Here is a 24,442-nt window from a genome sequence, read left to right as displayed (position 1 = left end):
CGCCGGTCGCCGGCAATTGAAGCAAGCTTCAATCCCGCTGCCCCTCGACTTGCATGTGTTAAGCCTGTAGCTAGCGTTCATCCTGAGCCAGGATCAAACTCTTCATTGTAAAATATCTTATACATCCATTAAGGATGCGTTCTTGTCTCTGTTCAGGATACCGTATCTTTATTATATAATTGACGGTTTATTCTTTTTTCATCACACCATATATATAATGTGACGCTTGTACTACATTCTGTTTGTTTATTTAAAATCTTTCAAAGAACTTTCTTTCGTTTTGAAAGCGAAAGCGTTTGCAAGGTAAGCGATTTATTTTTAACCACCAAATTTTTTCGAATATTTTTTCGAAAAAATTTCGAGAATAAAAACCGAAGGAACATTTCTCGCTCCCTTGTATACTAACAAGGTAAGATACTCAAGAACCTTACAACAGCTCTACCACCTTCTCAACATTTCAACTTAACTGCCTTCCCTCTCGAAAGCGGATGCAAAGGTACGCACTTTTTTCTTTCCTGCAATAATTTGCACAATTTTTTTTCAAAAAAATTATGCCGAAAAACATAACTTACTGTTAATCAATGAAATAAAAATTACACCTTAGAAAATACATACACATTAATATATATAAAACAAGGCCATACCTGTATCACACAGACACGACCTCAGGAAAGAAAGAGAGTGTTTTTATTAATTTAAATACTTATATTCATTTAATTAAGCCATATCTTCAATTGAAAACACAGAACTTATTTCATTAAAAAAGTCATGTGATATTTCCTGAAGATTTTCTATTGCTTCATTTTCAGTCTCACCATACGCACAGCATTGACTGTAATCAAGCAAGTAAGCATAAAACTCACCATTAGGCAAACTTTCTATTACATAATTAACTTCATTCATATTCAGTCCTCCTTTTTTAAGACAGTGCAAAATTAATTATGCCGTATTACAAACAGAATAACAGGATGTTACGATGATATTAATTTAAATTATCACTTTCTATCTTTACTATGAAACACCTCTACCAAGAAAGCTACAATCATACCTAATCCACCACCAAACAAAGTACTGGCACCGTATATAATTGAAGCAGTTTCTCTAACTTGTCTATTCGCTTCATCAATCCAATACTCAGGCAAGGAATTACATATGATGATATATCCAATCAAGATACCAAGCCCTAAACCAAGCAACAGACATCCGAAACGAAGTGCAGAATATGAAGATGACATATTAAGTCCCTTAAACTTTCCCTCTGTCAGAGAATTTTCAGAAAGTTTGTCTATCAACATCTGTCGTTCTTTTCTTCCTACAAAAAGTTCGAATAACTTGTAAATTGTCCCGAAGACAATGGCCACATTAGCCACAATCATTAATTCTTCCATAAATACGATATTTTAATATTGAAAATTTGTTCCTTTGCTATGTTAGACGACAGATAGGCAAAAAGGTTACACTAAAAAATAAAAAATTATATCAGATGTAACCTAACAGTAGTTCTTGCGTCTAAATAGACAAATGAAAAATGACGAGCAAGATATCATAAAAAGAATATTGTCAGGAAAGACAGATGATTTTGCATATTTTCTTGACACATACGGGCAGCAAGTTTTCAATCTTATTGTCCGTATAGTTCGATGTGAGTATGACGCCGAGGAACTGACACAAGACACATTCATGAAATGTTTTGAGAGTCTCTCATCTTTCAATGCCAAAAGCAGTTTCTCTACATGGCTTTACAGGATAGCCTACAATACAGCCATATCATTTACCAGGAAAAAAGAAACCGAAGTAAACGTATACGATGAAAATATATGGAACACAATATCCGATACGGAAATTGACGATACAATGAACGACGAATCGGAAGAAAACATCAAAAGACTACAGAAAACACTTTCTATGCTTCCACCTGACGAAAGAGGCTTGATTACATTATTCTACGAACAGGAGAAAACGATTCAGGAAATCGGGCAAATACTGAATGCCAAAGAGAGTTCTATAAAAGTAAAACTACACAGAATAAGAAAAAAACTGTATATTCTAATGAAGAAAGAGGAGGAACTATAATGGGAAAAGTTATAAATACAGATAATCTCAAGGCCGAAAATACAGACAGATGCATCAGAAAAGCCATCAGTATGCAGCCACAATTCCGTCTGCCGAGCAACTTCAGTTATAAAATGATGGAAAAAATAAACGAGAAAGTCATACTTCAGGAAAAACGACGCGAAAAACGAACATTAATTGCTATCATCATAACATCACTATTGATGGTTGCAACATGCATAGTAATCATTCTCAACTATACAAACATAAAATTGGCAGACATAACAAACAGATTATCAAATATTTCTACTCCATCTGAAGTCTTGTTCTACCTGCCAATGTTAATTACTTTACCATTATTATTCTGGTTTAATTACTGGCTCCGCAAAAGGTTCGGGTATCTACTAAAGAGATAGTTTTTTCAGGCAATACCCAAAAGTTCTATCTCGAAAACTAAAGTTGAAAACCCAGGTATAGGCCCGGACGTACGTGTTCCATATCCAAGTTCATATGGGATATACACCATCCATCTGTCGCCCACATGCATCTGCTTCAAGGCTATGCGCCAACCGTCTATCACGTCCGTAAGCCTCAGGGCCTCAGGGCAACTGCGCTTCCATGAATTGTCAAACTCCCTGCCGTTTATAAGCGTTCCTCGATAATGTACGGTAACTATACTTCTATCAACAGGCGAAACCTTACCATCACCACTGTTGATAACTTTATAAAGAATGCCGGAAGGATGAGTTACTACACCTTCTTCCGCAGATATTTCCTTCAGAAATTCCTGATTCTTTATCTTATACTCTTCTTTTTTTGCCATAAATATGTTTTTTGTTCTGCGCAAAGATATACACAGGAAAGAAAAAACAAAAAAAATCGGAGGACAAGATACATTAATATCCCATCCTCCGAACATTATTTATTATTCAGATATTATTTTCTGTAATTCAGAAGCTCTTCAGCACTGAACTTACGGATAAAGTTGAAATGCTTTTCAACTTCAGACTCGGCATAGTTAACATATACGTTAAGTGACTGAGCGAACAGTTCAGGAGCCTTAGTAGCATCCTGGAGCAACAGATGACTCATTACGCACACAGCAGACATTTCGTACAGACGACGTGCAACGAAATCAAGCAGTTCCTGGTTCTGAGCTTCCTTTACAGCGTTAGTACAAGCCTCTAGCTTGCGAGTCATGTCCTTAATTCTGTTCATATAGCCTTCGAATTCAGGAGCGCAAGGAATCAGTTCATACTCATGAAGAGTAGCAGCGTATGCACCGTTAGTTACATAACGGATAGCTGCAACTGTCTGCAACTGAGTAGTTCCTTCGTAGATACTTGTGATACGGGCATCACGATAAATACGCTGACAAGCATATTCCATCATGAAACCTGAACCTCCGTGTACCTGAATACAGTCGTATGCATTCTGGTTGGCATATTCAGAGTTCATACCCTTGGCAAGAGGAGTGAAGCTGTCGGCCAATTTAGCATATTTCTTCTGTTCCTGGCGTTCTTCAGGAGTAAGTTTGCGTTCGCGTGCGATATCATCAAGAGCCTTGTAGATATCTACATAGCGTGCAGTCTGATACAAAAGGGCACGACCTGCATCAAGTTTAGCCTTGATAGTAGCAAGCATATCATATACAGCCGGGAATTCAATGATAGCCTTACCGAACTGCTTACGGTCTTTAGCGTATGCCAAAGCCTCATCATATGCAGCCTGGCTCAAACCTACTGACTGAGCGGCAATACCCAGACGGGCACCGTTCATAAGCGCCATAACATACTTGATAAGTCCCAACTTGCGTTCACCGCAAAGTTCTGCCTTTGCATTCTTGTAAACAAGCTCACATGTAGGAGAACCGTGGATACCAAGTTTATTTTCAATACGGCGTACATCTACACCACCGTCGTTCTTGTCGTAGATAAACATAGAAAGGCCACGACCGTCGTGAGTTCCTTCTTCCGAACGTGCAAGCACAAGGTGCAAGTGAGCATCACCATTAGTGATGAAACGCTTCACACCGTTCAGACGCCAGCAGTTGTTAGCTTCATCATATGTAGCCTTAAGCATAACGCTCTGAAGGTCGGAACCAGCATCCGGCTCAGTCAAGTCCATAGACATTGTTTCTCCTGCACAGATACGAGGAATGAAGCGGCTGTGCTGGTCTTCATTACCGAACTCATAAAGAGTCTCGATACAGTCCTGAAGAGACCAGATATTACCGAAACCGGCATCAGCCTGTGCCACGATTTCCGCACACATAGTATATGGAGTGATAGGGAAATTAAGACCACCGTAACGGCGAGGCATAGTCATACCGTTAAGTCCTGCCTTAACCATAGCATCAAGATTTGCTTTTGTACCAGATGCATATTCCACACGTCCGTTTGCACAGTGAGGACCTTCTTCGTCTACGCCTTCAGCATTGGCAGCAATCACCTCGCCTGTTATTTCGCCTGTTATTTCAAGCACTTTATCATATGAATCGATAGCATCAGCATAGTCCTGTGGTGCATAATCGAATTCTTCTTTATCTCTATAATCGCGTTCTTTCAACTGACAGATACGCTCCATCAACGGATTGTTCAAGTGAAACTTGAGTTCCGGATGTTCTGTATAAAAGTTTGCCATTATTTACTGTTTTTCTTATAATACTTAATCATTTTCGGAATCACTTCTTCCACTGTTCCGTTAATCACATAGTCGGCTATCGCATTGATAGGAGCATTCTCATCATTGTTTACAGAGATGATGATACCTGCATCCTGCATACCTGCAATGTGCTGAATCTGACCAGAGATACCACATGCGATATACAATTTAGGATGTACAGTCACACCTGTCTGTCCGATCTGACGGTCATGGTCGCAGAAACCGGCATCGACAGCAGCACGGCTTGCACCTACCTCGGCATGAAGTTCTTTTGCAAGTTCGAACAACATGTCGAAACCCTCCTTAGAACCCATACCGTAACCACCTGCGATGACGATAGGAGCAGCTTTCAGATTATGTTTGGCTTTTTCTACGTGGCGGTCAATAACCTTAACAACATAGTCTGTTTCAGGAACAAACTTAGCCACATCATGACGAATCACTTCACCCTGATAGTTTTCATCAAGGATTTCTTTCTTCATCACACCCTCACGCACTGTAGCCATCTGAGGACGATGTTCAGGATTGATGATAGTAGCAACGATGTTACCACCGAAAGCAGGACGAATCTGATAAAGCAGATTTTCGTATGTAATACCTGCCTTCTTATCCTCATGACTACCAATTTCAAGCTGAGTACAGTCGGCAGTCAGACCGCTTGTCAATGCAGAAGAGACACGAGGACCGAGGTCACGACCGATAACGGTAGCACCCATAAGGCAGATCTGTGGCTTTTCCTGCTTGAAAAGATTTACAAGAATAGATGAATGAGGAAGAGAAGTATAAGGGAACAGCCCCGGAGCATCAAACACGTGAACACGGTCAACTCCATACGGCAAAACTTGTTTTTCTACATCAGTAAGGTCGCTTCCGGCACAAATAGCTTCAAGCTGGCATCCCAACTCATTGGCTAACTTACGACCTTTAGTCAAAAGTTCGAGACTTACATCGGCAACATGGCTGCCTTCCATCTCACAATATACAAATACATTATTCATAGTCTTATCCTATAGTGTGGTTAGCCAAAAGTTCAACAATAAGGTTTTCTACATCAGCATCACTTCCTGTGATAGTCTTGCTTTCCTTAGCTTGGAAGATAATGTTTTCAATCTTCTTCACCTTTGTAGGAGAGCCTGATAGACCGCACTGCTTGGTATCACCATCAACGTCAGCCACACTCCATTCAGTGATATTCAGATATGGACGGCTTTCGTAAAGCGAAGCGTATGGAAGTTCAGCACCTTCTTTTGTAATGGCAGCCTTCTCCTGTGCGCCAAGAGCACGTTTATATTTCTGAACCAGTTTAGCATTGCGTGGACGGCAAGGAGCTGCACTACCGTTTACTGTAAGCACTATAGGCAACGGACCTTCAACTGTTTCCACACCACCGTCGATATGACGTTTCACGCGGATACGTCCGTCTTTAACTTCCTGAATTTCCTCTACGTAAGTAATCTGAGGCAATCCAAGTTTTTCAGCAACCTGAGGACCAACCTGAGCAGTATCACCATCGATAGCCTGACGACCACCAACTATGATATCATACTCGCCAATCTTACGGATAGCAGTTGCAAGAGCATAAGAAGTAGCCAGTGTATCAGCACCTGCAAATGCGCGGTCAGTAAGCAGATATCCGTTGTCAGCACCTCTATATAAACCTTCACGGATGATTTCGGCAGCACGTCCAGGACCCATAGTCAACATAGTCACAGTAGAACCCGGATGAGCATCTTTCAATCTGAGAGCCTGTTCCAAGGCATTCAAGTCTTCCGGATTGAAAATTGCCGGAAGAGCAGAGCGGTTAATTGTACCGTCTGCATTCATGGCATCTTTCCCAACACACCGAGTATCAGGAACTTGTTTTGCCAATACTACAATTTTTAAACTCATTAGATAAAATATTTTGGTATTAGTAATTTTCTGACGGCAAATTTAATGAAAGCATTTATACTACAAAACGAAATGCAACAAAATATGCACAAAACTGGACAATATGAGCAAAGAGAATAGGATGACATACGTAAAAACATGTCTGTATTCCATCTAAACATCGTTTTAATAAATGTTGACATCTTGACCGCTGTTATACTTTTTTATCCTTTCTCTTTCCTCGAAAAAAACGTGGGCAAATTTCATATAAAACTTGCCCACGTTTGAGATTGAATTTGCCCACATTCAAGATTCAATGTGTATAAGTTTGAAAAAACACTTTCTTGACTGGTCTAAGGTAATATTTTACAGTTTTTCCAGCCTTATAGAAGTTAAGTTTTCCATAAAGTCCAAATGTATACTCCCCATCTTCGCACAAATACCTACGGGAATCATCTGTATAAAAAATATTTTGACCATTCCTCTCCAATAATGTATTAAGTCCGGCAAGTTCGGCAGAAAACTCTTTATAAAACTCTTCGGCTTCTTCTCTGGTGAAAGTTCTCCATCCAGAGATACCATCAATCTCATAACCATCAAGAATTTCCATTGCCTCTCCTTCTGCATAAATCTGAAACCATTGGTCGGGAGAAATAATTGTTGCCTGCGCTTCACCTGCTCCTGTCTCTTCCACTTTCCATACATAAAATGATTCCCATATTGAATTAGACGATGGAATATCATCTACATACAGGATATCATCTTCATCAACATTTTCATCATCATACGGTTCATCATTGTCATTATCTGAATCACTAAAATCTTCTTCAAAATCCATAATAATTTCCTCTTCATCTTCCCAACCGCTTATAAGGAAATCTCCATCGATACTTAAGCTCTCATCATATTCACCTGTAAATTTATATGGTTTCCCAACCGACAGACCTTCAGAAAATGTGTATTGATATTTCTTCACTGTTTCATCTCCATAATCCATACTAACGGTGACAGTAGTCTTCTCTCCTTCAGATGGAAATATATATTTTTGACCAGAAATCCATTTCCCATTATTTTCAGTACACTGCACAAACGCAGTTTGAGTTCTGCCAGAAAAACCTCCTTCAACATAATACCCACAACAAACAGGAGAAATCTCAACACTCAGACTCTTAACCCCAGAAGGAATATTACTGAATTCAAATTCAGTAGAAGAAACTATATATTCAGGTATAAAGTTTATTTCTGTCTGCTTTTCAATATTTAATGTAGAATGTGCAGACAATACAGGCGTAACTGATACACCTGATTCATTCATAGCCACCATAGGTTTACCGTTTATATCGTTCATCAGAGTGAAATCATCCTTATTAATCCCCATAAAAGCATTAACAGAATATTCGCCCTTATCAACCTGTGCCAATATTCCTTCACCTTCTCCGAAATAAAACTCTGTAAGGGCTGAGGTAACTTTATCCACACAAAATATACGGACAGGATATTCAATATCAAACAAATCCCCACTCATATTTTTCCGGAAATTCAAATAGACATTTACTTTTTCCTCTTCATCCGAAGAACTTTCTCCTCCACTTAAAGTGTATTTGCTGCATGAAGAAAATAAGGTAACAAACAATAGTAATAACGGATATAATTTCATTCTAAAAAACATAAGATATCTTGAATCGAAAAATTTACTCCCCTAATATATATCTTATTTTTTAAAGAAAATGCTATATACTGCCTATTTTAAAACAGTATATAGCAAAAAAAGGATGATTTAACAACAAATCAATATGTCAGTGCCGGATCATGATAGACATCGAAACATGGATAATGCGGTAAAGGCTCAGGAGTACAGAACTCTACTCCATCGAATATAGGATCATTAATTTGTTTTGGCTCGACAAAACGAATCTCTGCATTATCACCGTCAAATCTGAAATCAAACTTACCATCACGATATGTATATGTAAGTGTTCCCTTACCTATCTTTACACTTGTCTGAAGGCTCATAATTTCCTTTGGAAGATTTGGCTCGATAGTTATCACGCGGTTCATCATATCAGGACGTATACCCAGGAAATACTGATACCATACTCTGAGATGCTCGGCATTACTCCATGCCTGAAGGAATGTACCAGAGCGGTTAACCCACGATTTTCCTTCACGAGGATGTGCATCGGCATTCTCGCTAAGACTTCCAACAGCTCCTTCCACAAGTGCCTGACGGTTCATATTCTGGAACAGCTGCCAGGCAGCCTCAACCTGACCATATTCTATCATACGCTGCATGGCTATACCGTTATTCCAGAGCCATACCGTTCCGTTGTGATAGGCATCATCTTTATGATAGTAATGCCAGTTTTCGTGCTGCGGATGGAATTGTGTGTCCCACTGCGCCAGCGAAGCCACTCCCCATGGATAAGTCAGTTCTTCCCAACAGCGGCGGGTAACCCTTTTCTTGAACTCTTCGTCACCAATCATCTCAAAACAATACAATTGATTTGATCGGAACTGTTTGTCAGGAGTTCCGTCGGAATTAAGATGATCAATAACCATACTGCCTTCCTTATCGCAATAATCATGTTCGAAGTTACTCTTTACTTTATCTGCCATACGAAGCCATCTCTCTGCTGATTCCTTATCACCAACCAGTTCGGCAAGTCTGCTACCGGCTTCAAGTTGTCCATACCACAAAGCCTGAATGTCGTTTGCACGGTTTCCACGCGGAGATCCTGGAATTCCGTTACGTTTTACGTCCATCCATGTATCCGCATCGGCATGAGTAAGGTATCCCTTATCATCAGTAAAGTTCTGGCAGGAAGCATCAATGCTTAACTTTACGGCAGGATATATTTCGCTTACAAAAGCTGTATCACCTGAATACTCCAACAATTCGAACGCCTGTATGACAAAACGTGGTGTTCCATCGGTCGTATTATATAATATACCATCAGGATTTGCACGGTTAGGGATTCGTCCGTATGTAGGCGACTCAGGATTCCTATCCTGGAACTTGGCAAAATCCAGCAATATCTGTTTTGCCACATCAAACTGACCGCTCACCAAACATGTACCGGGCATTGAAATGAACATGTCGCGTCCCCAATACTCGTTGAACCATGGCAATCCGGCATAAATTCCCATACCCTGCTGTTCGGTTACAAGTTCATCGGTAGTCAGCGTAAGCCAATTAATGGCTTTGTCCAATTCCTTGATATTGGAAGATATCGGATTATACTCGGTTATAAGCGAACTCATTCTGTCTGCACGTTTCTTCAACCACTCCTCTCCCTCACTACGGAACTTACCGAGCAACATCTCGCATTCTTCTTCATTGCCGTAAGTGATTATGAAACCTTCAGATGATACGGGTGCCTTTATACCATTGTCTGTAAAAATAAATCCGCAATCAACAGCAGGCGACAACAATATCCTACTATCCCCGTTCTCCTTAGGAGTAAAAAGCAAACCGTTATCATTGCTTTCACTCTCAGACAATAAATCCTGATTTAGGGATATGCCGATACTGTCACCACTAACCTCACTGAGATTTATATACAGAACAGGATAATTATCGACAAGAGAGAAAGTTTCCTTAGCCGAGTCCCATACACGGACTATCTTATTCGGATAGACAGTACATGAAGCCTGTTTTCTGTTCAAAGATTTACCGTCTACAGATAATTGATAGTCTGAAAATATACGTTTTTTCGAGATATTCCAGCCAGACCAGAAAAAGACAGAATCCTGATGCGTAGTGCCGTACCAGAATCCTGATTTCTTGTCGGTGAAGGAATATTCACGATTCTCTGATGATGTTACCTCTACACCTAAAGAATCCAATGGAGAAACCATTTCAGTATTTTCCGTACAAGCAGCAATAACCAGTGAAGCACTGGTTATTGCAAATATGTGTCTATTCAAGAATCTATTCATATCAAAAAATAAATTTATTTTCTGTAAGCAATAGTAGCCGACTGAGGTGCTGCAGCAAGAGTCTTACCCTTGGAATCTTTCAAGCCTTTCTCCGGTGAAATCTTTCCATCGTAACAAACCAAACGATATGTTCCTTCAGGAACTTCCACTTTTGCGGTTTTAGTTCCGGCGTTAAGAATCACTGTTATATCCTTCCACTCCTCACCTTCAGGCTGCCCTTTTATACGGAAGGCCACCACGCCTTCAGTTCCAGGATTTATGAATTCAAGATGTTCATAAACCTTATCGGCTGTACCCAGACGGAATGCAGGATGAGCCTTACGAAGAGCGATAAGCCCTTTTATATATTCGTATGAATCGTTATGCTGCTTTTTCAGACGCCAGTCTATTACATTGATTGAATCAGGACTGTTATATGAATTCTTAACTCCCTTCTTGTCGCGCATCAGTTCATCACCGGTAAAGATGAAAGGAACACCCTGTGATGTAAATACTGCTGTCTCAGCCAGTTTCAGAAGACGCATACGCTGCTTGGTGTCAGCCTTTGGAGCTGTAATGAGAAGACGGTCGCCTATGCAGTGGTCATCATGGCAGCTTATATAGCTTATCATTTGGGTAGGCTGTGCAGTCCATGAAGCCGGATAGTCCTTCAAAGCTTCTTTCAACTGCGGATGAGGTAGTGCAGCAGCAATACCGAACATTACCCCTGATTCATATCCCTTACCTTCAGTGACAAAAGCTCCTTTAGTATCGTCACTCCATGAGCCACGCAAGCTGTCGCGGAACTCATCGCTGAACGCAGCAATACCAGGCATCTGCCATGTATTGGCCTTCATAGCCAACTTTTCTTTAGGATATTTCGGAGCTGCAGCAGCCCATCCTTCACCATAAATGAAGATTGTAGGGTCAATCTTGTCAAGCTCTGCACGGATAGCCTTCATAGTCTCTATGTCGTGTATTCCCATCAAGTCGAAACGGAAACCATCGACATGATATTTCTCTACCCAATGTTTTACAGACTCAACTATGTATTTGCGAACCATTTCACGGTCGCTTGCAGTCTCGTTTCCACAGCCTGAGCCATTGGCAAATGTTCCATCCTCATTCTGACGATAGAAATATCCCGGCACTGTCAATTCAAAATTGCTATCATCGGTATTGAATGTATGATTATAAACCACATCCATAATAACTCTGATACCTGCCTTATGAAGCGACTGTACCATCTGCTTGAACTCACGTATTCTTACTTCCGGCTTATACGGATCTGTAGAATAAGAGCCATCAGGCACATTATAGTTCTGAGGGTCATATCCCCAGTTATACTGAGGTGTATCAAGCTTAGTTTCATCTACAGACGCATAATCGTATGACGGAAGAATATGAACATGAGTGATACCCAGCTCCTTCAAGTGGTCAATACCTGTAGTCTGTCCATAAATATTCCTGGTTCCTTCTTCAGTCAACGCAAGAAATTTTCCCTTGTTATTTATACCCGACAAACTGTCCAATGAGAAATCGCGATGATGCATTTCATACAGAATGATGTCATTAAGGCTTTTCAGTTCAGGACGTTTGTCGTTCTCCCAACCTTCAGGGTCAGTGCTGTTCAAGTCCAATATAGCGGCACGCTTACCATTCACACCTACGGCCTTGGCCATCACTCCCGGGGTATCGTCAAGCCATTTGCCTTCTATACATACATTGAATGTATAGAACTTGCCGTTAAGATCTTCATCGACTTCTGCAGTCCACAGCCCGTTATCTCCACGACTCATTTTCACGGAATTCACTGCCTCACTGCCGATTCCTTCATCAAATATATTGACTCTTACAGCCTCTGCAGTAGGCGCCCACAGCATAAAGTTTGTTGACTCAGGAGTGTATGCCATCTCAGTCCAATCTGAAGCGAAAGACGGATAGTCCGCATACGACTCATACTTATTAGTCTCTCCACAACCTATAGTAGATACTATCAGTGGTAATGTCATCAGTTGTTTTAGTTTTATCATGATATTATCTTAAATTAATTCATAAGAAAATTAGAATATATAATGAAGTCATGCGGATCTATATTAGTATTTTTACCAGCAACATCACTTAACTGTTCTGTGCTAATAAAGTTATAATATTCTCCCCATCCTATAGGAACTTTAGCTGAAGAGTTCTGTTCCTCTGTAGTAAAATTACCTACAATGAAAAGTTTCTTTCCGTCTATACTTTCAATTGAAATATTACGACATCCTTCCCAATAACTTTCGGATACTTCCCATCTGAATGTAGCATCAGAAGAGAAAAGTTGTGGCACTGCATTTCTAAGTTTCAGAATCATAGTATAAGTATCAGCGAGTTTCTTTCTATACTGATCATTCAGATACTCCCAATGCAAAGGCTTACGTCCCGTACGACCATTCTCCTCAATAGAGACGTCGTATCCCATTTCACCAAACTGCCATATCATCTTCGGTCCGGGTACAGTAAGGAAGAAAGCCGTATTAGCAGCCATACTTTTCATTCGGTTTGCCAGATTTGTCTTTAAGTCACCATTACCGTACTCCTTTGCCTTGAAAGCAGTACGTTCCTCGTCGTGGCTCTCCATAAAACTTATATAACCACCGAACCTCATGCCATTAGTTCCTGTATATATACTCTCAAAACCACTGCCTTCACTCCATCCCATACCTGACTGGCAATATGCATAATTGCCATTTCTCCAAAGTTTGAGACCATAGTTGGCAAGTTCCTTTTCCTCTTCATCGCAACAGAAATGCTCCAATATGACAACCGCATTTTCGTTTGCCTCATGGATGGCATCATAATACTCTTTCAGAACAGCAATACGATTATCATCATAATCAGATGCAGTACTTTCACTACATTGACGCTGAGTGAAACCTTTTGTAAGGTCAAAACGGAATCCATCTATCTTGTATTCATCAAGTAAGAATTTGAGGTTTCGTTTTACGAAAGTCTTTACAAGCTCTGATTCATGGTTGAAATCATGGAATACACTATAAGGATGAGGTGCGTCAACATTAAACCACGGATTGTTGGCTGCAGTCTTGTTATTCTTACTGTCCCAATAAAGTTTCGCAAATGGATGTGCTCCCGTAGCATGATTATAAACCACATCGAAGATAACAGCTATTCCCCTGGAGTGACATTCATCAATGAATCTTTTATACATATCCTTTGTTCCGTACGCCTTATCCATAGCAAAAAAGAAACATGGGTTATATCCCCAGCTGTCATTACCATCGAATTCCTGTACTGGCATCAGTTCTATGGCATTTATTCCAAGACCTACCAAATAGTCGAGCTTGCTCATTGCACCATTAATATCAGATGTTGAAGTAAAATCTCTGAGGTGTAACTCATATATAAGGAGATTGTCTTTGTCCTTTATTTTGAAATCATTATTCTGCCATGAATATTCATCCTTATTAATCTTGAATGTGGAAACTATTCCTATACCTTTCTCCGGATAAACCATTTCAGACGAAGGATATGTCGATTCAGGGATATACTTATCATTATCAGGGTCAAGAATCTTCTCGGAATAAGCATCGGCCAGTCTGATTACATCGCCATCTTTAGTTCCTGTATAGTATTGGAAACGATATTCCTTTGCAGGATCCAAGTTTTCAACAGTTATCCACCAGCATCCGGCAGAATTATCTCTATACATCTGTGAAGTTCCGTCATTGGCAAGTGTCCAGTTATTGAAATCACCTAATATGTATGCAAAATCTTTATAATTTCCATTCTTATCCTTATCATAGAAAGCAAAAGTCACACTGCTTCCACCTGAGATGTTTATACCTTCTACTGTCCCTGCCGGCATAGTCTGCTCAATTATAGGAGCAGGCTGGAAAGCTGTATATTTATTATCGGTCACCTCAATAAAAGAGTCTTCCTCTATTCCTTTCTTACTACCATCGGAACTACGTATTACTATACCAAGTTTATTAATAGCAGTCTCACCCGAAGCAAACCATTCTCTTATAGAAGGAGTAAGAGAGATAGACCAGCAATTGTCATCCTTCTTCGTCATTTTACATTTGGCAATGTTCTCGTTCCATTCGGCAGGAACAAAAGCCCATACACCCTCAGTAATAACTCCGGTGTGAATATAAACATCGCCGGTATAGCCGTAAAGCTTTGATTTTACAGGAGCCTTAAAATTAATAGTAAGTTCAGAGTCAGCATCAGGATTTTCAGGTAGCCAGGTGAGTCCTTCCTTTAATGTCTCTTCATTGTCATCTCCTTCATCACTTGAATCATTTCCTGAATTTTCGCTATTCGATTCATCATCAAAAGTCTTGTCCTGGCATGAACTTTGCGTAAATATGAACAATGAGATTAATATATAGAAACCTATTTGAAGAGTCTTTTTCATGGTAGTCAGGTTAAAAAAAGAATTGCCACCCATCGGAACTTTTGTATTCCTCCGAATGGCAATTCATGGATTATAATTAGTTATTATCTTGCAAAGAAGGCAAATTGGCCTGTTATATCATTAAAGAATACATCGTATGTACCTGCTGGAAGTTTAAAGTTAGCTCCATTTAAATCTGCTTTACCAAAAGGAGTATCACCTAAGTTTACACCAGCACCCCAACTTACTGTCCATGCTTTATCTGCATTAAACTTCAGTTCACTTTCACTTTCTACTGTAAAGTTACTTATATACCAATTATGTGGTGCGGCCTTAATCAATTGTACATTATCAACCTGATTCCAACCATTAAATCCACCTACTAAACCAATTGATGTATACTCAGCGACACTTTGGTTCTCTTCTTTAACCATCTCATATTTCATTTCAATGAGATTTAATGTTAATGTATATATTCCATTGTCAGGTGTCTGAATTGCACCAACATTTCCTTGAACTAATTTACCTTCTAGATTTGTATCACCATCAATCTGTGTACCAATGGCATTGTCCCAATTTCCAAAATCAGCTGCCGCCCATATTTTAAAGTTAGGAGTTCCAGCATTATTATTCGAAAAATCTGTTGTATATGTAAAGATACTCTCTTCCAAATTTACAGGATATAAAGCACAACTCTTAGTTCCTGTATTCCAACCTTGTATATTGCCAACAATATAATATTCCGGGATTATCAAAGGTTTTTTAGGTGTAATATTTACAGAAACTCTTTCAGCACTTAAAAACAAAGCTTCTCCATCAATATTCATACTTGCTTCAGCTTTAAGAGCAAGCGTACGCATTTCATCTTTCTTTCCATACAAATCTTCTATAGTTTTCTGCAGTACCTCTACGCTAGCTTTACCTTCCGCATCAACTTCAATCTTACGCCATTCCTCAACATCTTGTTTTGATACATAAGCTGTAAGATTTTCAATTTTACTGCCTTCTACCTGATTATTTACTTGATAAGAAAAAAGTATCACAGAATCTTCTGTTACAGTTTCTAGATTAATATCAGCTGCCGGCGTAATAGTCATGCCTGAAGCTGCAAGAATTTCTTCCTGTTCCCAAGTCTGTGGAGCTGCAACATCTGCATTGAAATCTTCATTACATGAAGCCAAACCTATTATTGCAGCAAATATAGCTGTATATAAAAATTTCTTTTTCATAAATCCATTTTAATTTAGGTTGTCGGGGAAAAATATCCCCGACAACATTTTTATATTATTCTATTTTACCAGTTCCGGCTGTGAAGTTGATATATAGTTTCTGACCAACAGCACCCTGAACACGTGCCTGGTCACCACCATTACCTCTATATTCCAATTTATTATTGAATACCATAAATTCACTCTTCCACCAATTATCTTTATCTTCAGCTATTACGCACGCACGTACTTCACCAGCATTTGTAAACGCAGGAGATACAAAGAATTCGTCTGCAACCTGAGGAACAGTAAATTTCAAAGCTTCTTCCGGAGCCCATTTATCTCCAATTGCAGGTCCAAACAAATATACTGCAGGTTCATTAATATCCATCGTATATCTAAGTTCAGCTCCTTCTATTGCTGCTTTAACAACCAATAGATACCATCCTCCTTTAGTAAATCCAATCTTTCCTGAATTATCTGTTACAACAGCTTCATAATTATCATTAATTGTTGTTTCTGCAAATCCGGCACTAGTTTCTTCTGTTGAAGTTTGACTTAACTTGATACTACTGTTTTCAGGAATAAATATCAATCTCCAGAATTTTCCTTCAACTCCATTTACTGGAACCATCTCAAGTGTATTATCCCAATTCCATTCACAGAAGTCACCACCGATATACAATTTCTTTGGAATCTCAATTGGCGGTAAAGTATATTCCAATTCTGTTTTTATCTCGATAGAATTTGAATAAACAGGCTCTTTAAGATCTGTTACAACAGCTTTTAGTCTTAAATATAAAGGAGTCTGAAGAGGGAAATCATCTTTAACCTTACCTTCTGCTATGAAAAGGTTTGTAGCACAAACTGCCAACTCATTAGTCTTTACCTCCATTTTAGCAGTAGTAAACTGTGTAGGCAACACTTGTACTTTTTCAAAATCATCAGTCAAAGAGATTTCCAAAGTATATGTAACGGCTGCAGTAAAACCATAATCAGGCTGTGAACAAGTCAGCCAAATATGTGAAGAACTGTTCAAGTCGAAAATATTATCAGACAAAGCCGGCTTATTTAAAGTAAACGTTTCCGGCTGGTTATATACAGGATTGGAGTCTCTATCGCTATCGCAAGAAGAGAAAATGGCCATTCCTGCAAGTAATAATGTAAATATCTTATTTTTCATAATTTATACCTTTATAATGTCATTAAAAACAACATAATATTAATATCCGAAGTTTTGTTCAAGATTAGGATTTGCTACCCTTTCTTTTGTTGGTATAGGATAAAGATTTCTGTAAGCATCAAAGTTTGTACCTTCCTTTGTACCACCTTTCCAATCCCAAACATAGTCAGTATTTCCACCGAACTTACCAAATCTGATAAGATCTATACGACGACGTCCTTCGAAAGCAAATTCTCTACACCACTCGTCACAAATATCATTCAATGAATATGTAGGTTGTTTTGTAGCATTTGCTCTATCTCTAAGGTCATCAATATAAGGTTTTGCCTCATTAGGTAGTTCAAGCCTTGTTTTTGCCTCTGCAAGAATCAGATATGCTTCAGCAACTCTCATGAAAGGAACATCCATATCTACAAACTTAGCATCCTTAGGTGTTGCACCTGTAGAATATTTATTTGTAAACTTTGCACAAGAATATCCGTGAGTAAAATTAGAAATGTCTTCAACTTCAAGTTCCCTGTCTTTTCCATAGAACAAAGCACGGTCGTCTTTAGCCTGTCTCACCATTTCATTTTCATCAACATTTGGTGCATCATTGTTAGGGAAGAACATAGTCATCATCTGTTTTCTTGCTCTATTACCTGCCCAGTTTTCACTTGTTCCTGCATTATTCATATCTGTTTTATGAGTTGCAGCAATCAAGAACGTACCGCAACCATAGTTTTGTGTATCTATACCATCCTGAAGTATCGGAAGAATGATTTCATTCTGTGCACCATTGGTATTATTATCACCCATGAACAGATTTTTATATGGTTTACAAAGAGTGTATCCGGATTCAAGTACCTTTTCTGCATAAGTAACTGCCAATCCCCATTGTGGAGTTCCAGTATAAACTTCAGCATTCAGATAAAGTCTTGCCAACAATAACCATGCAGCAGCCTTATCTGCTCTACCATATGTATTTGTTCTAGGTTCTTTCATATCATCCACACACTCTAAGAGTTCTTTCTCTATGAATTCATATATGGTTTTCCTGTCAGACTGTTCTGCCTGCTCTGTAGAAACCTTTACGATAAGAGGTATATTACCATAAAAATCCATTGCATAATAATAATATAATGCTCTTAAGAATCTGGCTTCTGCCCTAAGATCTGTTGCAGTTGCATCATCTACGGTATTCTCAAGGAAATAGTTTGCCATTGTTATACCAAAATATAATCTGTAATACATGGCTGTCATCATTCCGTGTGAAGCATCCCATTGAGCAAAGTTATATTCAGGCACACCTGCATCTCCCCAACAACATACAGCCTCATCGGTAGGCAGTTCGTTCATATTCCATAATTGTCTGAAGAAATCTGATGTTCCCTCGTCTATACCGTCAATGTCACCATTACCTGCAGGTCCGATATTACCTGTTAATGCCATATTAGCATATATCTTTGCAAAAATAGGATCTCTGTTAAATTCAACAGAAGTACTTTTATCTATTGTAGGGTCAACATTCAAGTCACCGATACATGAACTAGTTCCCATGGCCAATGTAAAAGCTACTGCAGGAACCAGATGTTTTAATCTATAGAATTTCATAATTTTCCTTTTAAAGTTAAGTTATTAGAAATTAAGGCTTAATCCAATCATTGAAACCAAAGGACGTGGATAAATGTTATTATCAATACCACCGCTCACTTCTGGATCAAGTCCTTTATATTTTGTAATGGTAAACACATTCTGTACAGTAGCATAAACTCTACCTCCCAACTTACCAATAAGATTATTGAAAGAATATCCCAAAGTTATATTATCACACTTCAAGAATGATGCATTCTGAACAAAATAGTCTGACATAAAATAGTTTCCTATACCTTGGAAATTTTTCTCCAAATGCGGTTTTGCATAGTTGGTAAAGAATCCGGACTGTGCATAAACAGCAGCCTTACCTATATTTGAGTTATTAGACTCTACATTGTTAAATACATAATTATTTAAACTAGCACGAAGAGTGAAACTGAAATCCCAATTCTTATATATCATCTTTGATGATAGTCCCATCAATACATCAGCTGCAGGTTTCTTATAGAAATATCTGTCTTGATCACTTATTATACCATCACCATTACGATCGACATATGTATTTTCGATAGGCATACCCTTTTCATCATATACTTGCTGATATACATAGAAAGAATTGGCAGGATGTCCTACTGCATGAGCCTGAACAGTATTACCAGTTCCACCGGAAATACCTCCAGTAGCAATATAGTATCCTTCCTGATCACCTGTCGTAAGCTCGGTAATTTCATTCTTATTCCATGTCAAGTTATAACTCAAATCCCAAATGAAATCATTGGTCTGAATAACTTTTCCACCAATGGTAAATTCAATACCTGTATTTTCTAACGTACCAACATTGCTCAAAACTGTATTTTTAAAATTAGAACCAGCAGCTACGTTTACAGTCTGAAGCAAATCTCTCGTCTGACGTTTATAGAAATCAATAGAAGAAGTAAATCTACCATTCAAGATTCCAAAATCCATACCGGCATTCCATGTAGTAGTTTTTTCCCATGTAAGATTTGTATTATAAGCATTAGGTCTTGACAATGATCCATCACCGATTATAGGGTAATATGCGTGTTCTTTATTTTCAACATATGAAACAAAGTAACTGTATTCACTAATACCTTCCTGTTGACCAGTAATACCCCATCCTAAACGGAGCTTCCAATCAGACATCCAATCATATTTCTTAGCAAAAGCTTCTTCATTAATTCTCCATGCAAAAGCAAATGAAGGGAATGTACCCCATCTGTTATTCTTATTAAATTTAGAAGAACCATCGGCACGTACTGTGGCTGTAAGCATATATCTGTCTAGAAGAGTATAATTGGCACGTCCGAAGAAAGATACGAGGTAACTTTCGTTAGCCCATTCATTAGTCTTCACGTCATACTTTTGTCCTGCAAGTTCAGTATTATTGTTTGTAGCCTGATAAAATCCCCAACTATCGCTTGTACCTTCTCTATAGAAATGCTGCCATTCATAACCTCCCATCACGTTTATGTCATGGTTCTTCAATTCTTTAGAATATTGTAAATAAGATGTAAGCAACATATTAGATTTATCTATTACATCGAAACTATGTCTTCCATAATAGTTATTGCTAGCTGAACGAGGATCTATATCATTAGTCTGTTTACCGGTTGACAAATCCATACCTGCATTAACGTGGAAATTAAATTCAGGCATAAAATGGAATTTATAATCCAATTCAATATTTCCTATCAATGATTTGGAAGTGGCACGGTTATTCTGAAAATCCAAAGTAGCTACCGGATTCTGTTGTGCCAATGAGTTATATGCCAGAGGCCATGATGAGTCGTTGTACTCATTGTTTCCTGTCCATTGGAAATATCCACCAAAAGAAGTTACGTAATCAGGATCATTATTATATATAGATTGAGTTGGATCAAATGTAGCAGCTGCTCCTACTACTCCACCATCTGCATATCTGTTCTTTGCAATCATACCTTTCAGATTGGCATTAATTTTAAGATGATCATCAAAGAATGTAGGTGCAATACTAAAAGAACCTGTATAACGTTCAAAATTAGATGTCTTGATAATACCGTTTTGATTAGTATAACCAATAGAAACACGGAAAGGTGCACCTTTGATATTACCAGCTGCGGTTATATTGTGGTCAGTACTCCATGCTGCACGATAGATCTGATCCTGCCAGTCTGTATTGGCAGAGCCCAACTTTCCATACTGTTCGCTGTCCTTACCATAAATACCAGCAATGAATTCACGATATTCATTACCATCCATTACGTCCAAAGTTTCTTTCACATTACTCAAAGAAACGTTTCCGTTATACGAAACTTTAACTTTTCCTGATTTAGAACCTTTCTTTGTAGTAATAATGATTACACCATTAGAAGCACGAGAACCGTAGATAGCTGTTGCAGAAGCATCTTTCAATACTGTAAAGCTTTCAATATCATTTGGATTAACCATTGAAAGTGGGTTTGAAAGACCTTGCACTCCCTTATCATCCATTGCAAAACCATCAATAACTATCAAAGGGTTATTAGAAGCATTTAATGAAGATCCACCACGAATACGTATTGTTGAACCGCCACCAGGTGTACCACCATCAGATATTACACTAACACCTGCAATCTTACCTTGCATCATGTCTTGTGCATTTGTTACCAATCCTCTATTCATTTCGTCCGGCTTAATTGCAGTAACCGAACCTGTAAGGTCATTTTTCTTTGCAGTACCATAACCGATAACCACAACATCTTCCAACAATTGAGTATCATCCTGTAGAATAACATTCATCTGTTCAGCTGCAGGAAGCTCCTGAGGCTGATAGCCTATAAACGAAATTACAATAACATCTTCTTTATTAGCCTGAAGAGTGAAAACACCGTCAAAATCAGTGATCGTACCATTTGTAGTACCTTTTACAATAACATTTGCACCAATTACGGGTTCTCCAATTTTGTCTTTCACGACACCTTTGACTGTTATTGCTTGTGCAAAGCCTTGTACAGCCATCAGCATTCCTACCAAACATAATAGCAGGAATTTTCCATTAGAATTTAAGATTTTACTTTTCATTTGTTATTTAATTAAGTGTTAATAAATAGCCTAAATAAAATATACCTATTGAAAACTTAGATTTACCCTAATAAAAACATCTTTCATATTTTGATTTTACAATACCTAATAGGCTGTTCCTACCTTTAAGTAACTGTATAAACCTAGTTTTTACCTTCAAAAATATATTATTCAGATTTTGTATGACTATTTTATTTCTTTAATTGATATAGCATAGCCACCACCTACACCTGCAGTAAGTTTAAGTTTTGACTTGCTTGTCACTTTTTTCTTGGTGATGGTATATGCCTGTGGATTATTATCCCAAGATGTTCCTTTTGCATCAGCATATATAATAGCCTCATATTTCTTGCCTGGAGTCAGGAAATCAAGTTTAAGATCGGATTTGTGTCCGTTATATCCGGCTGTACATCCTACATACCAGTCGTCTGTACCTTTGGCACGACGTGCAATAGTGATGTATTCACCCGGTTCAGCTTCAAGGTAACGGCTTTCGTCCCAGTCTATAGCCACATCCTTAATAAACTGGAAAGCATCCATAAAGCGTTCATAGTTTTCAGGAATGTCTGCTGCCATCTGGAGAGGACTATACATAGTGACATAAAGTGCCAACTGACGTACCAATGTACTGCGTACGCGAGATGTATTTGTAGGATTCATCTTACTGCAATCAAGCTCAAATATACCTGGAGTATAATCCATAGGACCTCCAATCAGACGAGTGAAAGGAAGTATAGTGGTATGATTTACGTTACTTCCACCGAATGATTCATATTCTGTTCCACGAGCTGACTCATTACCAATCAAATTAGGATATGTACGGCACAAACCTGTAGGACGTACTGCTTCATGAGCATTTACCATAATTTTATAGTCGGCAGCCTTTTTAACTGCGTAAAGATAGTGGTCAACCATCCACTGTCCGTAATGATGTTCTCCACGAGGAATAATATCGCCCACATATCCACTCTTTACAGAGTTATATCCGTTATCTACCATAAACTGATATGCTTTATCCATATGGCGTTCATAATTTCTTACAGAAGAAGATGTTTCATGGTGCATCATCATCTTAACCCCCTTGCCAGCCGCATAACGGTGAAGTTCTTTCACATCAAAGTCTGGATAAGGAGTTACGAAATCAAAAACATAATCTTTTGTTTTGCCAAACCAGTCTTCCCAACCTTCATTCCATCCTTCAACAAGTACTGCATCAAATCCGTGTGCAGCTGCAAAGTCAATATATTTCTTCACATTTTCTGTATTGGCAGAATGTTTTCCGTTAGGTTTTGTCTGTTTATAATATGTAATTCCAAGTTTGACGCTAGGAACTTCATCAGTATAAGCCCATGAACCTTTTCCGGTAATCATATCCCACCATACGCCTACATACTTCACAGGATGTATCCATGATGTATCTTCTATCTTACATGGTTCATTAAGGTTTAATGTAACACGAGCAGCCAATATATTACGTGCATCGTCACTTGCTATCACAGTACGCCAAGGAGATACACATGGAGTCTGCATGTGACCTTTATCACCTCTGGCATCAGGTGTAAGCCATGATTCGAAAATCATATTCTTGTCATCAAGATTAAGATGCATGCATGAATAATCCACCAATGCTGCTTCATGAAGATTAATATACAGACCATCATCAGTTTTCATCATAAGAGCTGTCTGAACTCCTGTAGGCGAGAATACATACTGAGATGAATTAGGAGTGATTGCGTCTTTCATTTTTCCACGAATTTCACTCAGACGTGATGTAGTGTAATCATATTCCTGAGTATCATAATCTCCCGGAATCCAGAAAGCCGTATGGTCTCCAGCCATTGCAAACTGGGAATGTTCTTCCTTGATAATGAAATAATTAAGATTCTTCTGCTGAGGAAACTCATAACGGAAGCCTAAACCATCGTTAAACAGGCGGAAACGTATTACTATGTAACGGTCGTTTGACGGCTGGTCAAGCGTAACAGCCAGTTCGTTATAGTTATTGCGAATTTCTTTTTCTTCTCCCCAAACAGGACTCCATGTCTCGTCAAAAGTGGAAGTACTTGTATCTTTAATTTTAAAACCAGTCATAAGATTGGTTTTAGCGTCAAGCTGATCTTTGTCTGTACGTTCCGTCCATTCGAAAGTTGTCTTCTTGTTTGCATCTTCTTTTTTAAGTTCAAGTCCCAATGTACTTGGCTTAATAACCGGGTTATCTTTATAAGAAAGTTCATAAACTGGTGCCCCCTCAGGACTGAGACTAAAATTCATAACAAAATTACCATCAGGAGAAGTAAGTTTCTGGGCATTTACTGCCATAGCGAAACAAATACATGATGTTAATGAAAAAATACTTTTAAGGTTCATAGCTTTTCAGGTATTTAAGTTTTAAAATTTCAGGTTAGAAAAACTCTCTGCTGCAAAAGTATGGTTCTTAGTAACGCTTTTCTTGATTTAGAAATAAAATATAAATGTCATATTAAAGAAAATACCACATAAACATCTGATTATATG

General features: G+C 38.5%; 17 protein-coding genes and 1 rRNA gene. 2 read left to right on the top strand and 16 right to left on the bottom strand.

Features of this window, described 5'->3' with window-relative positions:
* The 3 genes from I6E24_RS08255 to I6E24_RS08245 form a co-directional block, all read right to left on the bottom strand.
* A 16S ribosomal RNA gene (locus tag I6E24_RS08255) occupies positions 1 to 109 on the bottom strand; the annotation flags it as partial.
* A 608-nt stretch (positions 110 to 717) separates the two neighbouring features.
* On the bottom strand, positions 718 to 903 hold the full coding sequence (locus tag I6E24_RS08250) for a type II toxin-antitoxin system HicB family antitoxin (RefSeq protein ID WP_235327777.1): 186 nt from the start codon (positions 901 to 903) through the stop codon (positions 718 to 720).
* Positions 904 to 995: 92 nt separating this feature from the next.
* Positions 996 to 1,388 carry a DUF6249 domain-containing protein gene (locus I6E24_RS08245; protein ID WP_235327775.1) on the bottom strand — a complete coding sequence of 131 codons (393 nt, stop codon included), beginning with the start codon at positions 1,386 to 1,388 and terminating at the stop codon, positions 996 to 998.
* Between the two features lie 133 nt (positions 1,389 to 1,521).
* Between I6E24_RS08245 and I6E24_RS08240 the strand changes: the two genes are divergently transcribed.
* Together I6E24_RS08240 and I6E24_RS08235 are read left to right on the top strand one after the other, a co-directional pair.
* Positions 1,522 to 2,073, top strand: a complete 552-nt coding sequence (locus I6E24_RS08240; RefSeq protein ID WP_235327773.1) for an RNA polymerase sigma factor — start codon at positions 1,522 to 1,524, stop codon at positions 2,071 to 2,073.
* Positions 2,073 to 2,468, top strand: coding sequence for a hypothetical protein (locus I6E24_RS08235; protein WP_235327771.1), 396 nt, complete (start codon positions 2,073 to 2,075; stop codon positions 2,466 to 2,468). The genes I6E24_RS08240 and I6E24_RS08235 overlap by 1 nt, the downstream gene beginning before the upstream one ends.
* 5 nt (positions 2,469 to 2,473) lie before the next feature.
* Here the strand turns inward: I6E24_RS08235 and I6E24_RS08230 are convergent, their stop codons facing one another.
* From I6E24_RS08230 to I6E24_RS08170, 13 genes are all read right to left on the bottom strand, one after another.
* The gene (locus I6E24_RS08230) at positions 2,474 to 2,875 is read right to left on the bottom strand and encodes an FKBP-type peptidyl-prolyl cis-trans isomerase (protein ID WP_235327769.1); all 402 of its coding nucleotides are present in this window, start codon (positions 2,873 to 2,875) and stop codon (positions 2,474 to 2,476) included.
* A 113-nt stretch (positions 2,876 to 2,988) separates the two neighbouring features.
* On the bottom strand, positions 2,989 to 4,695 hold the full coding sequence (locus I6E24_RS08225) for an acyl-CoA dehydrogenase family protein (protein ID WP_235327767.1): 1,707 nt from the start codon (positions 4,693 to 4,695) through the stop codon (positions 2,989 to 2,991).
* Entirely contained in the window at positions 4,695 to 5,714 is a 1,020-nt protein-coding gene (locus I6E24_RS08220) for an electron transfer flavoprotein subunit alpha/FixB family protein (protein WP_235327765.1), read from the bottom strand. The genes I6E24_RS08225 and I6E24_RS08220 overlap by 1 nt, the downstream gene beginning before the upstream one ends.
* A gap of 4 nt (positions 5,715 to 5,718) precedes the next feature.
* Positions 5,719 to 6,606, bottom strand: coding sequence for an electron transfer flavoprotein subunit beta/FixA family protein (locus I6E24_RS08215; protein ID WP_235327763.1), 888 nt, complete (start codon positions 6,604 to 6,606; stop codon positions 5,719 to 5,721).
* A 292-nt stretch (positions 6,607 to 6,898) separates the two neighbouring features.
* Positions 6,899 to 8,242: a hypothetical protein gene (locus I6E24_RS08210; RefSeq protein ID WP_235327761.1), complete on the bottom strand. Its 1,344-nt coding sequence runs from the start codon at positions 8,240 to 8,242 to the stop codon at positions 6,899 to 6,901.
* Positions 8,243 to 8,373: 131 nt separating this feature from the next.
* The gene (locus I6E24_RS08205) at positions 8,374 to 10,524 is read right to left on the bottom strand and encodes an amylo-alpha-1,6-glucosidase (RefSeq protein WP_235327759.1); all 2,151 of its coding nucleotides are present in this window, start codon (positions 10,522 to 10,524) and stop codon (positions 8,374 to 8,376) included.
* Positions 10,525 to 10,538: 14 nt separating this feature from the next.
* A complete protein-coding gene (gene pulA / locus I6E24_RS08200; RefSeq protein WP_235327779.1) occupies positions 10,539 to 12,533 on the bottom strand; it encodes a type I pullulanase in 1,995 nt (664 codons plus the stop codon).
* A gap of 17 nt (positions 12,534 to 12,550) precedes the next feature.
* Positions 12,551 to 14,923 (bottom strand): alpha-amylase family glycosyl hydrolase, encoded by a 2,373-nt coding sequence (locus I6E24_RS08195; RefSeq protein WP_235327757.1) that lies wholly within the window; start codon positions 14,921 to 14,923, stop codon positions 12,551 to 12,553.
* 83 nt (positions 14,924 to 15,006) lie between these two features.
* Positions 15,007 to 16,131: a hypothetical protein gene (locus I6E24_RS08190; RefSeq protein ID WP_235327755.1), complete on the bottom strand. Its 1,125-nt coding sequence runs from the start codon at positions 16,129 to 16,131 to the stop codon at positions 15,007 to 15,009.
* 55 nt (positions 16,132 to 16,186) lie between these two features.
* On the bottom strand, positions 16,187 to 17,293 hold the full coding sequence (locus I6E24_RS08185; protein WP_235327753.1) for a SusF/SusE family outer membrane protein: 1,107 nt from the start codon (positions 17,291 to 17,293) through the stop codon (positions 16,187 to 16,189).
* 39 nt (positions 17,294 to 17,332) lie between these two features.
* The gene (locus I6E24_RS08180) at positions 17,333 to 18,886 is read right to left on the bottom strand and encodes a RagB/SusD family nutrient uptake outer membrane protein (RefSeq protein ID WP_235327751.1); all 1,554 of its coding nucleotides are present in this window, start codon (positions 18,884 to 18,886) and stop codon (positions 17,333 to 17,335) included.
* 24 nt (positions 18,887 to 18,910) lie between these two features.
* Positions 18,911 to 21,928, bottom strand: a complete 3,018-nt coding sequence (locus tag I6E24_RS08175; protein ID WP_235327749.1) for a SusC/RagA family TonB-linked outer membrane protein — start codon at positions 21,926 to 21,928, stop codon at positions 18,911 to 18,913.
* A gap of 186 nt (positions 21,929 to 22,114) precedes the next feature.
* Positions 22,115 to 24,295, bottom strand: a complete 2,181-nt coding sequence (locus I6E24_RS08170) for a glycoside hydrolase family 97 protein (protein WP_235327746.1) — start codon at positions 24,293 to 24,295, stop codon at positions 22,115 to 22,117.
* Positions 24,296 to 24,442 lie beyond the last annotated feature (147 nt).

The sequence above is a fragment of the Bacteroides caecigallinarum genome, from assembly GCF_021530995.1.
Lineage (GTDB): Bacteria > Bacteroidota > Bacteroidia > Bacteroidales > Bacteroidaceae > Phocaeicola > Phocaeicola faecigallinarum.
This window is presented reverse-complemented; position numbering and strand designations above follow the sequence as displayed.

What these genes read in the sequence shown, in the direction of transcription:
- I6E24_RS08250 (WP_235327777.1), bottom strand. Translation starts at nt 903, where the DNA reads ATGAATGAAGTTAATTATGTAATAGAAAGTTTGCCTAATGGTGAGTTT.
- I6E24_RS08245 (WP_235327775.1), bottom strand. Translation starts at nt 1,388, where the DNA reads ATGGAAGAATTAATGATTGTGGCTAATGTGGCCATTGTCTTCGGGACA.
- I6E24_RS08240 (WP_235327773.1), top strand. Translation starts at nt 1,522, where the DNA reads ATGAAAAATGACGAGCAAGATATCATAAAAAGAATATTGTCAGGAAAG.
- I6E24_RS08235 (WP_235327771.1), top strand. Translation starts at nt 2,073, where the DNA reads ATGGGAAAAGTTATAAATACAGATAATCTCAAGGCCGAAAATACAGAC.
- I6E24_RS08230 (WP_235327769.1), bottom strand. Translation starts at nt 2,875, where the DNA reads ATGGCAAAAAAAGAAGAGTATAAGATAAAGAATCAGGAATTTCTGAAG.
- I6E24_RS08225 (WP_235327767.1), bottom strand. Translation starts at nt 4,695, where the DNA reads ATGGCAAACTTTTATACAGAACATCCGGAACTCAAGTTTCACTTGAAC.
- I6E24_RS08220 (WP_235327765.1), bottom strand. Translation starts at nt 5,714, where the DNA reads ATGAATAATGTATTTGTATATTGTGAGATGGAAGGCAGCCATGTTGCC.
- I6E24_RS08215 (WP_235327763.1), bottom strand. Translation starts at nt 6,606, where the DNA reads ATGAGTTTAAAAATTGTAGTATTGGCAAAACAAGTTCCTGATACTCGG.
- I6E24_RS08210 (WP_235327761.1), bottom strand. Translation starts at nt 8,242, where the DNA reads ATGAAATTATATCCGTTATTACTATTGTTTGTTACCTTATTTTCTTCA.
- I6E24_RS08205 (WP_235327759.1), bottom strand. Translation starts at nt 10,524, where the DNA reads ATGAATAGATTCTTGAATAGACACATATTTGCAATAACCAGTGCTTCA.
- I6E24_RS08195 (WP_235327757.1), bottom strand. Translation starts at nt 14,923, where the DNA reads ATGAAAAAGACTCTTCAAATAGGTTTCTATATATTAATCTCATTGTTC.
- I6E24_RS08190 (WP_235327755.1), bottom strand. Translation starts at nt 16,131, where the DNA reads ATGAAAAAGAAATTTTTATATACAGCTATATTTGCTGCAATAATAGGT.
- I6E24_RS08185 (WP_235327753.1), bottom strand. Translation starts at nt 17,293, where the DNA reads ATGAAAAATAAGATATTTACATTATTACTTGCAGGAATGGCCATTTTC.
- I6E24_RS08180 (WP_235327751.1), bottom strand. Translation starts at nt 18,886, where the DNA reads ATGAAATTCTATAGATTAAAACATCTGGTTCCTGCAGTAGCTTTTACA.
- I6E24_RS08175 (WP_235327749.1), bottom strand. Translation starts at nt 21,928, where the DNA reads ATGAAAAGTAAAATCTTAAATTCTAATGGAAAATTCCTGCTATTATGT.
- I6E24_RS08170 (WP_235327746.1), bottom strand. Translation starts at nt 24,295, where the DNA reads ATGAACCTTAAAAGTATTTTTTCATTAACATCATGTATTTGTTTCGCT.